Raw genomic sequence first — 15,854 nt, forward strand, 5'->3', positions numbered from 1 at the left:
TAAAAATGAAGAAGTGGTGGGGAATATGGAATCTAAGGGAACTTTAAGCAAGAATAAGGTCTATATACTGGCTAATGGGGTATTTTTGATTATTGCAATTTTAAATATAAATTTGTATACAGTTTCTATAAATATGTATAGGATAATTTTACTTTGGATATTTGGGTATTCTATAGTTTATATAACTAGTTTCAAAAAAGACGAATTTATAAATATATTAAAAATAGGATGTCTCGTATTAGTTTTTGTAAGTATTTTAGGAGTAGCAGATTTAAAACTTCAAAAATTCCAAATTGTGCTACTCAATCTAAGTATAATTAATATGTCTACTTTTATATATTTAACCATTTCTAAAATAAAAAAATTGAGAATAAGCCCTGTATTAATTTTTTATGGTGCTTTTGTCATAGTAGACTATTTTATAAGAAATATTTTTAGTGATTTTAATTGGAATATGATTATTATATTAGTTAATATTGCTATGTCGTTATTTAATTTGTTATATTTATTGAATAAATTTGATAGTACAATTGAACACTATAAGTTAATAAAAGATTTATCATATTTTGCTTTTTTTACAACAATTATAGGATTTATAGCAATTTGTTTTAGTACAGTAGATACAGATAGGTTAATAGGAGTAGTGTATTTATTATTATGTAACCATACTTATTATGTATATGTATACAGTTTCAATAATAGAATAGTATATCCATATTACGAGCTTGATTATATAAATAAAAAATTAAGTAGAAAGTCAGAGCAACTAGGGAAGATAAATTTAGCAATAGAAAAAGATATGACTATACAAAGAACATTAAAGAATTATATAGACCAAAGAAAAGAGTTATTGAGACAAGCTCTTGATACAATACCAAATGTGTGGATAGTAACAGATTATGATTTTAATATAAGCTATACAAATAATAAATTTAAAAATGAGTTTTCAAAAGATATGAGTAATTTTTATAAAATATTAACTTTTGTCAAAGAAGATAAAAATGTAGCTAAAAAATTAAAGAAGTTTGACAATGATATAAGTATAATTGACAAGCAGGTAGAATTAAATGATAAAATCTATTTATTGAGTTTAAGTAATAATAAAGAAGAAAGTAACTACTTAATAAGCTTAAATGATATTACAAATGAAATCAAAATGGATGAAGAAATAAGACATATAAATAAAGATTATGAAAATATTATATTAAATATTCCATCTCCTATACTTGTAAGAAGTGCTGAAGGTGGTATAAAGAAGAATAAGATAATAAGCATAAATAAGAAATATGAAAAGAGCTTTAAATGTAATTCAAGTGATTTAGTTGGCATGACATTAGAACAATATTTTGAAACTTTCAATATAGATTTCTTTGATAATAGATCATTTAAGAGATTAAATCTTACACAAGAAAAGAAAGCTGAAATAGTAAGTTATAATGATACAGCAAACTGTATAGTTAATTTTGTAATGTCTGACTCAGAAGGTGAAGACCGTGTTGAAGAAGTTAGAGTTGGAGATTATTGGTCTGATAATAAGCTATTTAAATTGCTTACGTTTAGAGATATAACTAAAGAAATAAATATACTTAGAATAGTAAATGAACAAAAGGTAATATACGAAAAATTACTAGATGCTATACCAGAAGCTATTTTTCTTGAAGATTTAAGTACATCAAGAGTTCTATATACAAATAGAGCTTTTAGAGAACTATTTGGAATTTCTAGTGACGTATTAGGAGTTACAACACAAAAATATAGAAATATATTAGTAAAAAAATACATAAATAATTTAAATATAGGAGAGAGAGAAAAGAGTATTCACATAGTAAACGAAAATAATCATATTAAAGAAGTAAAAATGATATCAAGAACATTGTATTTTGGACAAAAAAGAAGTAGAGTGAGAATTATTAAAGATTTAAGTGTGCAAAGAGAGTCTGAAAGACTTAAGAAGGCATTAATAAAACAAAGACAATATGACCAAATGAAAATGGAGTTTTATGCTAATATATCTCATGAACTTAAGACACCTTTAAATAATATATATAGTTCAGTTCAACTTGTCGAAAATCTTTATAAAAAGGGAAAAATAATTGATTCTCAGGATATACTAAAAGAACATATACAAATAACTAAACAAAATATGTTTAGATTATTACGATTAATAGATAATATAATAAATATTTCTCAAGTTAAATCAGATATATATAAGATTAAAGCAGTTAATTTTGATATTATTGATATAACAGAGAGAATAGTTACATCTATTAGTAGTTATGCTAGGTCTAAGGGAATAGACTTGGTTTTTGATACAAATGAGGAAACTATGAGAGTAGGGCTTGACCCAGAATCTATAGAACGTATAATACTGAATATATTATCAAATTCTATAAAGTTTACTTTAGAAGGTGGAGAAATTCTTGTAGGGATATATAAAAAAGGTGAAACAGTAGAGATACTTATAAAAGATACTGGTATAGGTATAGAAAAAGAAAAATTATTTGATATATTTAATAGATTTAAACAAATTGAAAATAGTGGAATATCAAATGAATTTGGAAGTGGAATAGGGCTGTGTCTTACAAAATCATTGATTGAAATTCAAAATGGGGAAATTTACATAGACAGCAAAGTAGGAGAAGGAACAGAAGTAAAAATTATATTCCCAATTAGAGAAGTGGTTGAAGAAGTCTATGATAAGTCAAATTATAATGACAACATTGAAAAATTCGAGATAGAATTTTTTGATATATATAAATAATAAATACTGAAATCTATTATTCGTATACTAGTATAAAATAAGCTAATTTTATTTATGTTTTTAGCTAGACTGTATCCATTGAAAATAAATTTTATGAGGTGAAGTGTTGGAAAAGGATTTTTTTAGAAAAAATGGTATTGATTTAGCCAAATCAATACTAGGCAAATATCTTATAAGAAAGTATGAAGATAAAACAATTGTTACTAAAATAATAGAGACAGAAGCATATATGGGTATAACCGACAAAGGAGCACATGTGTATGGTGACAAAAAAACGGACAGAACTAAGCCATTATATTTAGATGGTGGACATATATATGTTTATTTAATCTATGGTATGTACAACTGTTTAAACTTATCGGCAAATGTAGAAAATATACCAGAGTGTGTATTGATAAGAGGCGTAGAACCTGTAACTTCTCTAGATGAGATATCTATAAATAGATATAATAAATCTTACAATGATTTGAGCAAATATCAAATAAAAAACATTACTAATGGGCCAGGAAAACTTTGTAAGGCTTTAAAAATAGATAGAAGCTTAAATAGCAAGAGCATAATGGGTGAAGAGTTATATATAAGTGATTTCTATTATAATGAGGAAGGAATAAAGGTGTTTAGTAAGAATCAGATGGATATAAAGACTAGTAAGCGTATAAATATAGATTATGCAGAAGAGGCAAAAGATTTTTTGTGGCGTTTTTATATTGAATAAATCTTGATGTAACCGAGATATCTGTCTATGGGAAATTATTTTCTCCAGATAGATATCTTATTTTTTTATAGAATTTTTAGTTTAATAAAAATAAATTTATGAATTAAGAACATATTTTAATAAATTTATAATTATTTTACTAATATAAATAAAGATGTATTTTGGCGAAATAAGCTACAAAAATTAATTTTTTTGTGTATTTTATTAAAAATGATAAAATTTATATAGATAATTAACTTATTTTATAAGTAATAAATTAATTATTAAAGAATGAAGAAATTTTGACAAAAAAAGAAATTCTATTTAGAATAGAGATATATTTAAAAGAACATAAAACACTTCAATAACACTTGACAATCTAAAAATTGACAAGGCTGTATCTAAAAATATATATAATATTAAATTATAAAATGGAAGATGTTGCAAAGTAAAAAAAGACATTGAATAGATGTCATTAAATTGTAAAATTATGTTATAATTATAAAAAAGGATGTAAGAATGTGTAGAAATAATAATATAATAATCTGAATTTTTAATAATTAAATTTAAATAAGACATGCAACATATAAAATATAATTTAGATATATTGATTAGATAAGGTATATTAATAGAATTAGTATACTATTATGAATTATTTTGATAATATAGTGAATCATATGAATAACTTAAGTTTTATTATATAAAAAATAAAGACTTGTAAGAAGTAGATATTTAATTGGTAAAGTTAGATAAAAATATGTGAAAAATAAATCGTAAAAGTGTAGACAAAACAAATTTAATAAATTATAGTAATACTAATAATTTTTTTAAAAAATGAAATAAAATAGGCATAACAGCCTATATTTATATTTTTGTATTTATATTATGAAAAAATTAAAATTATTTAGGGGTGATGGTTTTGAATAAGGACATAGGAGCAAAAATAAAGCAACTTAGAACTCAAAAGCAAATGACACTGAAAGATATGAGTGAAAAAACAAACTTATCAATTGGTTTTTTGTCACAGCTTGAAAGAGGATTGACAAGTGTGGCAACAGATTCCTTAGGAAAAATAGCAAGTGTATTAGATGTAGAATTAACATACTTTTTTATGAAGCCGAAAGAGCATAAAAGAGCTGTATTAAGAAGTTATGAGAAAGAAGTGTTTGATGTAGAAAATTCTACATTTATACATTATCATTTGTCATCTAATCTAAAGGAAAAAACAATGTTGCCAAGATTAATTGAAATTCTTCCGAGTAAGAGTAGTGAAGAAATTTGTTGTTACGTACATGACGGTGAGGAGTTTGTGTATGTGCTAGAGGGTACTCTTACAGTGTTTTTGGGTGATGAGCAAATAGAAATGTATCCAGGAGATACAATACATTATAATAGTGAAAAGAACAATCACAATTGGGTCAACTATACTAATAAATTAGTAAAAATTTTGGTGGTAAGTGTTCCAAATCCATTTGAGAAATCTGATACGATTAAAGAAGTTTAAATTTGAACTATTAATACTAGATAATAAGGAGGTACTATAGTGAAAAAAATTGGATTCATAGGTGCAGGAAATATGGCAAGCGCTATGATAGGAGGGATAGTAAATTCAAAATTAGTTGAACCTGATATGGTCATAGCATCAGCATACAGTCAGGGAACACTTGATAGAATACATAAAAGTTTTGGAATAAATACTACAAAAGATTCAAAGGAAGTAACTAGAAACTCTGATATAGTAATTGTGGCTGTTAAGCCAGATATATATGATGATATTTTAGAAGATATAAAAGATTTTATAGATGACAGTAAAATTGTAGTTACAATAGCCGCTGGAAAATCTATAAAAGATATAGAGTCAATCATAGGAGAAGATAAAAAAATAGTTAGAACTATGCCAAATACTCCAGCTCTTGTAAATGAAGCTATGTCTTCTCTTTCTATAAATAAAAATATAAACGATGAAGACCTAGAGGCAGTTACAGAAGTGTTTAATTCTTTTGGAAATACTGAAGTAGTACCAGAATATCTTATAGAAGCTGTAATTGGAGCGAGTGGTTCGGCACCAGCATATGTATTTTTATTTATAGAGGCTATGGCAGATGCAGCAGTAATTGCAGGTATGCCAAGACAACAGGCATATAAATTTGCATCACAGGCAGTTATGGGTTCAGCAAAAATGGTACTTGAAACAGGAAAACATCCTGGCGAGTTAAAGGATATGGTGTGTTCACCTGGTGGAACTACTATAGAGGCAGTTAAGGTACTTGAAGAGGAAGGTTTTAGAGCTTCTGTCATAAAAGCTATATGTGCATGTATAGATAAGTCTAAAAAGATGAGTGAGTAATAAAAATTTATTGCAAAGAAAAAGAATTGCCTTTTATAGAAAATTTCTATTTTAGGCAATTCTTTTTTTTATTTATTTAATTTTTAAAATAAGCCTGAAAGCCAATTTTTTATTTTTTCAAAGAAACCAACTGAATCATCGTTATTTGATTGATTTTCTGAATTATTTGTGTCCTCGTTATTTGATTGAGAGTTATCTTTATTTTCGTTATTAGCTGTATTATTATTTTCTGAGTTATTTGAATTACTATCATTATTAGAATCAGTGTTATCTTGTGGATTTATTTGAACACCTTCTGTAGAGTTTATTACAGCATCAGAGCCAAGAGACTCATCATTAGTGCTATTTAAGATTCCTAAATCTTTTTTATCTCCACCTGAGAATAAACCAGAGAACCAGTCTCCTATTCCACTAAACCATCCACCAATAGTGTCTAGTATACCAGAGCCTTTAACACTCTCACCTAATTTCTTTAATTGCTCATTTACATTATCTGATACATTATCTAATGTATTTTTCATGTTATTGTAATCATAATCTTGGTCAGCTATTTTTTTCATTACACCTTTAATTTGTTCTTTTTGTTCTGGTGTAATAGTAATATTGTAATTATTTACAACATTGTTTATTGTATTTGCTATTTGAGTAGTGTCTTTTGTGCCATTTTTTACAATTTCTGTTTTTATATCATTCATTACACCAGTTGCCTTTTCTTGACCTATATCATCTCCTAAATCACCTGTAACTACCAATTCTTCAGAAGCAATCTCTTTCTTTGTTTCGTCAAGTTTCTTTCCTGAAGCATCTTCAAATGCTTTCATGATTCCTGTCAATGCACCAGTACCACTTACAGGGTATGGAGCAGCGGCAATAACATTGGCATCTTCAAGACCAGCTGTTGTAAGTGTTGAAGCAATCATTGAGCTAGTTACCCAAGTTAAATTTGCTGTTTTAACATTAATTCCATTTCCTTTTTTAGTAGGTTCAACATATGAACAAGATATAGTAACTTTTCCAAGCTGACCTTCTGTTGCAACACCTTGTAAGTATTGTCTTTCTTCTGCATTTGTTACATCTAAAACTAAGACTTGGTCTTTTTTCACTCCAAAGTAATTAAGCATTTGTTGCTTTTGAGATTCTGATAAGTTAGCTCCAAGTGTAACTACGTTTGTACCATCTGCATAAGAAAGGTTCATACTTCCAAGTACCAGCATCGTAGATATAACAATAGAGCTAATTTGTTTTTTAAACTTCATAATATTCCTCCTAGATTTAACATACATTACATTTTCAATATATTAATATATTGAATAAAAATATGTACTACATTTCTATTATACTAAATATAAACTATTTTTTAAATCAATGCGATTACAAGATTGTAATAAAAAAGGGAATATAAGGAAGATAATAAAAAAATAATTTTTGTAAGAGATTGAAAAAACAATTAATGTAGTATACTATAATATAGAAATGATTATGATAATGTTACAGAATTGGAAGGAGAAAAATAAATGTCAAAGGAATTAGTAAAAGATAGAGTAATAAAATATTTAATAGAAGATTTATTAGTACCTCAGGATATGATTGATACAAATGTTGAATTAGCAGAATTTGAAGAAGGCGCAGAAGGAACTTTAGATATTATTGTAAATGTTAAAGATGAGGAAGATTATTATGCACCTGTAATGATAGTTCAATGTTTGGATGAAGATGTAGAGCTAGAAGGTGAAGTTTTACAAAAACAAATAGAATTTTTAGAAGAAGTAGATAATATAACTATGTCAGGTAGATTAGTTTTAACTAATGGCGATGCTATGATGTATGCTGATTGGAGAGGCGAAGAATACGATACTGAAGCAGCTCTTCCAACTTATGATATAATGGTAAAAGAGTTTAATGAAATGGAGCAACAAGTAAAAGATTTAGAAGAACATCACCATCACGATGAAAATTGTGGCTGTGGATGTAATCATCATGAAAATTAAATATCGAGCATATAGATTAAAAGAGACTGTTTATTAAACAGTCTTTTTTTTAGACATATATCATTCTAAAAACCAAGGATATAACAAGATGGAATAAAATAAATTATATATATAGGGAGGATATTGGTGTTAAAAGTAGAATAGTATTATAGGTATAGTTTTTGTAACTTTGTATACATAATGTACAAAACAACTTGTTTGAAGAAGGGGATATTATGTAATTGTAGATTATGTAGATTTAAATTATTTATTTTTGTTTTAGCAAATTCTATGAATAGAAGGGGTTTGATTATGGATACTAAAAAAGAAAATAATTATGAAAATTATATTTGTGTGGGTTCATCAAATGTATCGAATGCGATGAAAATGTATTTAAAGGAAATTGAGGAATACAAAATGTTGTCAGCGGGAGAAGAGGTAGAGCTGGCTAAGGAAATAATCAACTCATCTTCAGTAGCAAAGGAAAAGTTTATAAATTCAAATTATAGGTTGGTAGTGAGCATAGCAAAAAGATATAAAAGAGATAGTATTGATATGTTAGACTTAATTCAAGCAGGAAACATAGGACTTATAAAAGCCGTAGAAAAGTACGATTATAAAAAAGGATACAAATTTAGCACTTATGCAACTTGGTGGATAAAACAAAGCATAACAAGATATATCGATGATTGCGAAAATACTATTAGGATACCTATACATCTTCATCAAAGAATAAATTTTGTAAAGAAAAAGAAACAAGAACTTTTAAATGTATTATTAAGAGAACCAACTGTGGAAGAGATTGCAGATGCATGTGGTCTTGAAGTTGATAAAGTACTGGAATTATTAAGAAGAGATAAAAATGTTGTATCTTTAGATACGCCATTAAAAGAGGATGAGGATAGTAGTTTAGTTGAATTTATACCATCAGATGCTGATTTTAAGGATGTTGTAATACGAGAAGTTGAACAACATAATTTAAAAGAAAAAATAGAAGAGTTACTTACAGGTCTTGGAGAACAAGAACAGCAAGTTTTAAGAATGAGATTTGGGATTGATGATGATGACCCTAAGACATTAGAACAGATTGGAAAGGTATTTGGAGTTACTAGAGAACGAATAAGACAAATAGAAGCTAAAGCAATAAGAAAGTTAAGACATCCAAGTAAGTTAAAACAATTAAAGCATTTCTATTAATATTTTTAAATGTATTATATATAAACAGCACACTTATATTTTATAGGCGTGCTGTTATTTTATTTGAATTTTTAACGAGTGGGGGAAAAAATATTTTTATGAACTAATGGAAGAATATGCTTTAAAACCTGCTCAAATCTATCTTGATTTTACAACAATCCAACATAAGTAAAGTTGATAAGGAAACAGGACAACAAAGAATTAAAGACCTTTATAATTATTTTATGCATTCAAGATAATCTCAATAATACATTGTTTGGACATGGTATGCATATATTGGAAGATACAGAGCATTTATTAAGAGAGGAACAACAAAAATGTATCAATATCACAACAAAGTAATATGCTAGTAGTTAAATCTTGTACATATGTAGATTGAAAAGGAAAACACAATCTGATTTAGAAAAACTACAACATATGCTTAAGTATACTATATTTGTAATTCATATTATTGTTAACTAAAATAAAAAGAGAGTGTTATTAATAAAAGAATTTTCTCTTTTATAAAAATAAATAATAGTCTAGTAAAATTTCTCAATATGGACAAAATATGTTAGAATATAGTTTAAAAAAGAGGATAAAATTTGTTTTTTATTTTTTGCTTTGAAGGTTATTAAGTGACAACTCCATTTCTTTAAATATAATTGAGTATGAACAACTTGTATTATAATTATGTAGAAGTTATTGTAGAAATAAAAAAATATGAAGAATAATGTAGTTTATGATATATTAAGAAATAGGTGTTAATTATATTTTATAGGTTTAAGGTTAATAGGTTAAATTATATATAAGGAGCTAGATTTTACTCGATTAAAAAGAAGTATGTTAGAAGTGGAGTGATAAAATGAGCAAGGTGGCTAAAGCAACTTTTTATTTGATGATAGTTACTATAATCTCTAAGATTCTTGGAATGGGTAGAGAATTAGTGCTATCATCAATTTATGGTACAGGCTTATATACAGAAAGTTATTTAACAGCTATGAATATACCAAATATTATATTTGCAGCAATTGGTACTGCTATAGTTACTACTTTTATTCCAATGTATCAAGATATAAGTAGTAAGCAAGGTGAAAAGCAAGCACTAAAGTTTTTGAATAATGTTTTAAATATAATAGTTGGTATATGCATAATTGTTGCTATATTAGGTATTATTTTCTCAAAGCAACTAGTAAGTATATTTGCGATAGGATTTGAGGGAGAGAGATTTTTTCTTACTGTAAAGTTTACTAAGATATTGATAACAGGAATAATATTTATAGGTATTACTAGTGTTATGTCAGCATTTTTACAAATTAAAGAAAATTTTATTGTAGTTGGATTTGGGAGTATACCTTATAATATAGTAATAATTATTTCAATAATGCTAAGTACAGTATTTGGTCCATACATACTTCCGATTGGCGCTGTGATTGCTATGGTAGTTCAGTTACTTTTTTACATGTTTTTTGTTAAAAAAACGAACTACAAATACTTATATTACCTAAATTTTAAAGATGATAGCCTCATTAAATTACTGACATTACTTTCACCAGTATTTATAGGTGTTGCTGTTAATCAAGTGAATTCATTGGTGGATACAACGTTAGCCTCTACACTAGTTAAAGGTAGTATTCCTGCACTTACTTATGCAGATAGATTAAATGGTTTTGTTACAGGGACATTTACAGCTTCAATAGTATCTGTTATGTATCCTATGTTATCAAAGTTAAGTGCAGAAAATAATCAAAAGAAATTTACAAGCTCAGTTAAATCTAGTATAAATATGATAATAATCTCAATGATTCCTATTTCAGTTGCATCTATTTTCTTTGCAACTCCTGTTGTTAGAATCATTTTTGAGAGAGGAGCTTTTGATGCTAGGGCAACTCAAATGACAGCGACTGCTTTAACTTTTTATGCAGTTGGTATGACTGCATTTGGTTTAAGAGATATTTTAGGTAAGGTTTTTTATTCATTACAGGACACAAAAACACCTATGGTAAATGGGATTATATCTGTAGGTGTAAATATAGTGTTAGATTTGATTTTAATAAAACCAATGGCTCATGGCGGTCTTGCACTTGCAACAAGTTCATCATCAATTGCATGTATATTATTACTTTTCTGGAATTTAAAAAGAAAGGTTGGATATTTTGGTCAAGATAAAATAATAAAAGCAACTCTGAAATCTTTAGCTGCATCTTTTATTATGAGTATTTTATCATACCTTACGTATAAATTTGTATTTGGAATTCTGGGAGTAGGCACATTTAATGAATTTGTATCATTAACTATTGCAGTTATAGTTGGAGGTGGAATTTACACATTATTAATGAATATTTTTAAGGTTGAAGAAGTTGACATGATACTAAACATTGCAAAAAGAAAACTGCATTTAAAAAAGTAGTTTAATTATATTAATCACAAATTTAGGAGGATTTTATGAAACATATATTAAAAACAGTGGACCATACTATTTTGAAAGCTACAACTACATGGGAAGATATTAAAATTTTATGTGATGAAGCTGTAAATATGAATGTAGCATCAGTTTGTATACCACCTTCATATGTAAAAAGAGCGACAGAATATCTAAAAGGTAGAATAAAAGTATGTACAGTAATAGGATTTCCTTTAGGATATCAAACTACTGCTACAAAAGTATTTGAAGCAAGAGATGCCATTGAAAATGGAGCAGACGAAGTTGATATGGTTGTAAACATTTCAGATATAAAAAATGAAGCTTATGAAAATATAGAAAATGAGATAAAAGAAATAAAAAAAGCTATTGGAGAGAAAGTTTTAAAAGTTATTATAGAAACATGTTATTTAGATGAAGATGAAAAAATAAAGATGTGTCAAATAGTGACAATTTCAGGTGCTGATTTTATAAAAACATCTACAGGAATGGGAACAGGTGGGGCTACTTTAGAAGATATAAAGCTTATGAAAGAACATGTTGGAAAAGATGTAAAGATAAAAGCTGCTGGAGGTGTTAAATCAATTTCTGATGCAGAAAAATTTATAGAAGCAGGAGCTGAAAGACTAGGAACTAGCTCAATATGTAAAATATTAAAGAATGAGAATACAACAGACTATTAAATTTCTAAATTTATGAGTAAGCAATAATGATTAAACTTTAATTATGAATTTATAGAATAAAAAACAGAGGGAATTTTTCCTCTGTTTTTTTTATTTAGTATTGACAGAGAATCTTTTTCAAGATATTATAAGTTATATAGTTAGTTAGTTGAGTAACTAACTAATGTAGAAAGGAGGAGCCTATGAAATTAGTATTAAACAATGAAGAACCTATATTTATTCAGATAGCACAAGCAATTGAAGACGAGATACTATCAAATGGAATAAAAGAAGAAGAACAGGTTCCATCAACAACTGAGCTTTCAAAGCTTTATAAGATTAATCCAGCTACAGTATTAAAAGGAATAAATGTACTGGTTGACAAGAATATTCTATATAAAAAGAGAGGTATAGGGATGTTTGTATCAGAGGGTGCAAAAACTATTATAAAAGAAGCTAGAAAAGAAAATTTTAAACATAATTTCATAAAAAATCTACTTCAAGAAGCTGACAAATTAGAAATAAATAGAGAAGAGCTAGTTGATATTATAATCAATTTCAAGGAGGATATAACATATGAGTAGTTCTATTAAGATTAAAAATTTATCTCATAGTTTTAAAAAACAAAAAATTTTTAGTAATATGTCTTTAAACTTTGAAGAAAATAAAATATATGGTTTATTAGGTAAAAATGGAGCTGGAAAAACTACACTATTAAACATAATGGTAAATCAGTTGATTCAAAATGAAGGCGACATAGAAATATTAGGGAATAACTTAAAAGAAGATGTAAAAGTATTGGAAGAAGTCTGTGTTGTGAGAGAAAAAGAATTTTATAGCTCAGATTTTAAAGTAAGTCAAGTATTTGAGTTTTCTTCTAGTTTCTATAAAAACTATGATAAAGGATTAGAAGAAGAATTATGTAAATATTTTGATTTAAATACTAAAAAAAAGTATAGACAATTGTCACGAGGAATGAAAACTGTACTATCAAATATAATAGGAATTTGCTCTAATTCAGCTATCACTATATTTGATGAACCAACAATAGGTCTAGATGCAGTAAATAGACAAGAATTTTATAACATAATTTTGGATAATTATATAAAAAAACCAAGAACGATAATAATATCAACTCATTTGATAGATGAAATAGATGATTTATTGGAACATGTAGTAATATTAAACGAGGGCAAGATTATTGTAGATGAAGAGATAGATGTTATAAAACAAAAAGCCCATTACATTACTGGAAACAAAGAAGAACTAGAGAAATTAGAGTCTATAAAAAATATAAAGCCTAAAAAGGCATTTGGTAATACAGTTGCTTATTTTTACTATGGTGATTTTAGTGAAAATGATGAAAAAGTGATTAGGAATTCAAATATTGAAGTAGGGTATATAGGATTACAAGACATGTTTGTTAACATGACTAAGAAGGAGGGATTGTAAATGAATGAATTAAAGCCATATATAAAATTTTTTAACAAAAATACTAAGTTATATATAATCACATTTGTAATTGTAGGAATTGTTATGAATATTTTGCCAGTAATAGCTCTTAAAGCCTTTGGTGAAGTATCTAAAAATAATCTATATACAAATGTGAACCCTATTTTAACATATCTAACTATACTGATATTTGTGTATGGAGTAAATATGGTTAATAAAGATTTCTCAGGAGCTTTAAGTATAAGAGCAGATAGAAAAAGTTGTATAAAAGCTATTGTTACGAATTTAATTGTTTTAAGCTTTATAATTTCTATTGTAGGTATGGTTTTAATTTTTTTATCAAAATTATTTATAGAGATTATAACAGGTTACAGTATAGATTTGTCAACTTTACTAAAGAAAGATGCAATTTGGACATCTATATCTGCTCTAATAGAGCCAACAACATCGAGTATACTACTAACTTATTTAAATTATTTTGTACAGATAGTTGTAAATGAAATATTCGTAGGTCTTATAGGTGCATTATTAGGCGCTTTTACATATAGAGTTAGAAAAGCTACCAGTGTTACTATGTTGATAGGCATACCTGTATTAGTAATAATTTATATGATTAATTTTGCAACTAAGAATATAGAAAAGATATTGATATATTTAGAAAAAATTATTTATTTATTCCAGAATCCATTTATTTTACTGGGAACAAAAGTAGGTATTATGGTTATTTGTGTACTATTCATAGTTTTATTGCTTAGAAGGGCACCAATTAAAGATTATGCAAATGACTTATTGTAAATAAATTAAAACCTGCCAAAAATCAAATTTATAAATTTGTGTTTTAAGGCAGGTTTATTTATTCTAATAAATATAAATTTTTAGTAGTTATATCTACTTTTATATTTTTTTATAAGTGGAATAGATATAAATATAGTTAGAATTTCAGCAAATGGAACAGTAAGCCATAATCCAGTCAAGTTTAACATAGGAGGAAGAATTACAATTCCTATAATTATAAAAACAAAGGCACGACTAAAAGATATAATAGCCGAAATTTTTCCATTATGAAATGCTGTAAAAAATCCTGATGCAAATATGTTTATTCCAACAAATAAAAAAGCAAAAGCAAATATTTTTAATCCATGTAAAGCTAGTTCAAATACTGTATTATCTGGGTTTACAAAGACTCTAACAATAAGTGGTGCGAAGACTAAGGCAACAATAAACACTAACAAAGAAGAAACTAATATAAATTTAATTGAATGTTTAAATGTTTCTTTTAACTTGTCACTATTTTCAGCACCAAAATTATAACTTATTAATGGAGAGACTCCAGCAGCAAAGCCTAAATATACCGAGGTCATTAAAAAATGAGCATACAATACTATAGTAAGAGCTGCAAGTCCATTTTCTCCTGCTAACTTTAAAGCGACTATATTAAATAAGAATGTTGTAATACCTGTAGATAACTCTGTAACCATCTCAGAAGAACCATTTATCATGGTATCTCTTATAAGCCTAAAATCATTTTTTGGTTTTCTAAGTTTTAGTGTAGACTTACTTGATAAGAAGTAAATAATACCTAAAATACAAGTTAGAATAATACCTATAGCAGTTGCAACGGCAGCACCTAAAAGACCCATTCCAAAATACTTAATAAATATATAATCTAATATTATATTCGTTACACCACCAATGACTGATAGAAATAAACTAAATTTAGAGTTTCCATCAGTTCGTATAAAATATTCAAATATAAATTTTAAAATATAAAATGGTGTACATAAAATCATAACTTTACCATAAGTTATACAATAGGGTAGCAATTTGTCTGTTGCTCCAAGCAAAATAGATATTTCCTTGACAAAAAAATACGAGATTACTGTAAATAAAATTCCAACAATCAATGAAAACAAAACTATAAAAGAAAATGTAGAGTTGGCATCATCTTGTCTATTTTCGCCCATACGTATAGAAACTATAGCTCCTCCTCCAGTTGCCATCATTATTCCAAATCCACAAACAAGGTTGATTATAGGTAGTACAATATTTATACTAGCAAGAGCATCTGAACCAACTAATGTTGATACAAAGATACCATCTATTATTGTGTATAAAGATATAAATATCATGGATATAATTGCAGGAGAAACAAATTTTAGAAATTCAAAAGTAGTGAATTTTCTTGTAAATAAATTTTCCATAAATTTTACCTCCTTTTATTACTCTCTATATATAATAAGCTATATAGTAACTATATAGTCAAGAAAAAGTTTATTTATACGATAAATAGCTTTAAATCAACAAAGAACTATATCAAGGACAATAAGTAACTTTATTAAAGATAATAAAAAAGGTATTTCTATTATTATAGTT

Annotated in this window: 13 protein-coding genes; 11 read left to right on the forward strand and 2 right to left on the reverse strand. The window is 26.7% G+C overall.

All coding sequences use genetic code 11. The features are described from left to right. The first annotated feature begins 25 nt into the window (after positions 1 to 25). The 4 genes from ACTG44_RS07825 (at position 26) to proC (ending at position 5,802) form a co-directional block, all read left to right on the forward strand. Positions 26 to 2,761, forward strand: a complete 2,736-nt coding sequence (locus tag ACTG44_RS07825) for a sensor histidine kinase (protein WP_479918534.1) — start codon at positions 26 to 28, stop codon at positions 2,759 to 2,761. A gap of 103 nt (positions 2,762 to 2,864) precedes the next feature. Further along, on the forward strand, positions 2,865 to 3,476 hold the full coding sequence (locus ACTG44_RS07830) for a DNA-3-methyladenine glycosylase (RefSeq protein WP_044213203.1): 612 nt from the start codon (positions 2,865 to 2,867) through the stop codon (positions 3,474 to 3,476). 892 nt (positions 3,477 to 4,368) lie between these two features. Continuing rightward, positions 4,369 to 4,959 carry a helix-turn-helix domain-containing protein gene (locus ACTG44_RS07835; RefSeq protein ID WP_479918535.1) on the forward strand — a complete coding sequence of 197 codons (591 nt, stop codon included), beginning with the start codon at positions 4,369 to 4,371 and terminating at the stop codon, positions 4,957 to 4,959. A 39-nt stretch (positions 4,960 to 4,998) separates the two neighbouring features. Further along, positions 4,999 to 5,802 (forward strand): pyrroline-5-carboxylate reductase, encoded by an 804-nt coding sequence (gene proC, locus ACTG44_RS07840; protein ID WP_021384261.1) that lies wholly within the window; start codon positions 4,999 to 5,001, stop codon positions 5,800 to 5,802. Between the two features lie 83 nt (positions 5,803 to 5,885). On the opposite strand, the gene ACTG44_RS07845 is transcribed toward proC, so the two are convergent. Then, positions 5,886 to 7,058, reverse strand: coding sequence for a DUF1002 domain-containing protein (locus ACTG44_RS07845; RefSeq protein ID WP_021384264.1), 1,173 nt, complete (start codon positions 7,056 to 7,058; stop codon positions 5,886 to 5,888). A gap of 258 nt (positions 7,059 to 7,316) precedes the next feature. On the opposite strand from ACTG44_RS07845, the gene ACTG44_RS07850 reads away from it, so the two are divergent. The 7 genes from ACTG44_RS07850 to ACTG44_RS07880 all read left to right on the forward strand — a co-directional run bounded on the left by ACTG44_RS07850 (position 7,317) and on the right by ACTG44_RS07880 (position 14,276). Beyond that, on the forward strand, positions 7,317 to 7,790 hold the full coding sequence (locus ACTG44_RS07850) for a type I restriction enzyme HsdR N-terminal domain-containing protein (protein ID WP_479918537.1): 474 nt from the start codon (positions 7,317 to 7,319) through the stop codon (positions 7,788 to 7,790). 291 nt (positions 7,791 to 8,081) lie between these two features. Further along, positions 8,082 to 8,966 (forward strand): sigma-70 family RNA polymerase sigma factor, encoded by an 885-nt coding sequence (locus ACTG44_RS07855; protein ID WP_021384276.1) that lies wholly within the window; start codon positions 8,082 to 8,084, stop codon positions 8,964 to 8,966. Between the two features lie 844 nt (positions 8,967 to 9,810). Then, positions 9,811 to 11,355 (forward strand): murein biosynthesis integral membrane protein MurJ, encoded by a 1,545-nt coding sequence (gene murJ / locus ACTG44_RS07860; RefSeq protein ID WP_479920115.1) that lies wholly within the window; start codon positions 9,811 to 9,813, stop codon positions 11,353 to 11,355. Positions 11,356 to 11,390: 35 nt separating this feature from the next. Continuing rightward, positions 11,391 to 12,050 carry a deoxyribose-phosphate aldolase gene (gene deoC / locus ACTG44_RS07865; protein ID WP_021384280.1) on the forward strand — a complete coding sequence of 220 codons (660 nt, stop codon included), beginning with the start codon at positions 11,391 to 11,393 and terminating at the stop codon, positions 12,048 to 12,050. Between the two features lie 182 nt (positions 12,051 to 12,232). After that, complete coding sequence (locus ACTG44_RS07870) at positions 12,233 to 12,613, forward strand: GntR family transcriptional regulator (protein ID WP_021384290.1); 381 nt, start codon at positions 12,233 to 12,235, stop codon at positions 12,611 to 12,613. After that, positions 12,606 to 13,481, forward strand: a complete 876-nt coding sequence (locus ACTG44_RS07875; protein ID WP_479920116.1) for an ATP-binding cassette domain-containing protein — start codon at positions 12,606 to 12,608, stop codon at positions 13,479 to 13,481. Before ACTG44_RS07870 ends, ACTG44_RS07875 begins: the two co-directional genes overlap by 8 nt. Continuing rightward, complete coding sequence (locus tag ACTG44_RS07880; protein WP_479920117.1) at positions 13,482 to 14,276, forward strand: ABC transporter permease; 795 nt, start codon at positions 13,482 to 13,484, stop codon at positions 14,274 to 14,276. 80 nt (positions 14,277 to 14,356) lie between these two features. On the opposite strand, the gene cdeA is transcribed toward ACTG44_RS07880, so the two are convergent. Continuing rightward, positions 14,357 to 15,682: a multidrug efflux MATE transporter CdeA gene (gene cdeA, locus ACTG44_RS07885; RefSeq protein WP_021384266.1), complete on the reverse strand. Its 1,326-nt coding sequence runs from the start codon at positions 15,680 to 15,682 to the stop codon at positions 14,357 to 14,359. Between the last annotated feature and the right edge of the window lie 172 nt (positions 15,683 to 15,854).

Source organism: Clostridioides sp. LIBA-2809, assembly GCF_056688965.1.